Annotated in this window: 1 protein-coding gene; it reads right to left on the bottom strand. The window is 38.9% G+C overall.

The window, feature by feature from the left end; all coding sequences use genetic code 11:
- A partial coding sequence (locus QOR82_RS09125) for a transposase (protein WP_408612941.1) occupies positions 1–876 on the bottom strand: 876 nt, incomplete at both ends.

The raw sequence follows: 876 nt of genomic DNA, 5'->3' as shown, positions 1-876 counted from the left end.
GGCTGTGACATAAGTCCCTAAATTAAGAAGATCCATTCGGAAATTGAAAAATTTTCGAATGGATCTTTTCCTTTTTGGCTTTTTATCTAGGAAATTGGACGGCCTTCCGGCCAATTTCTTCATGTTCAATGCCATTAAGGCAATTCCTATTTGCCTTTTGGCTTTCTGGAGGCCACGTACCGTGAACCTCTTGAAACCCAAATAAGCCTTCAAATTACCAAAAACTGTTTCAACATCATATTTACGACGTGAATAAGTATTGGAATTTGAAAGCGACTTACGTGCTTTTGCCTTAAAGTACTCCCACTGTGGATTTACCATGATGTATTTGGTATTGCCACGTGACGTTAATGCCTTCGAATTAATTTGATGATTTTCATCGTACTTTTCAGCTTGATATACTTTGAAGTCGCGATGAAACCCATATTTATCATTGCGATAAGCGTAACGTTTAAAGTTAAAACGAACCCCAGCCGGATTTACATAATAATCGTCCTTGTCGTGGTATTCCCAATTCATCACTTTACGATCATCAGACTTCCATTTACGACTATTCTCTTTAAGCATCGTGCTGTAAGGAATAAGAGCCGTACAATCCGGTAGCTCATCTTCGATATATTTATAATTACGTTCAGAACCATAGCCAGCATCAGCTACGATTTCTCGACCCAAAACGCCGTTTTGGGCGAGATGCGTTAAGAATGGGATTAACGTTCTAGTATCGGTGGGATTCTGCATGAGATCATAGCCAAGCACAAATTGCGAATTGGTCATGATTTGAAGATTATATGCAGGTTTAGTTTGACCATTACGCATCGGATCTTCCTTCAAACGCATAAAAGTAGCATCATGATCAGTTTTAGAATAGCTATTACG

This window comes from Limosilactobacillus difficilis (genome assembly GCF_947387495.1).
In the GTDB taxonomy this organism is placed as follows: domain Bacteria; phylum Bacillota; class Bacilli; order Lactobacillales; family Lactobacillaceae; genus Limosilactobacillus; species Limosilactobacillus difficilis.
This window is presented reverse-complemented; position numbering and strand designations above follow the sequence as displayed.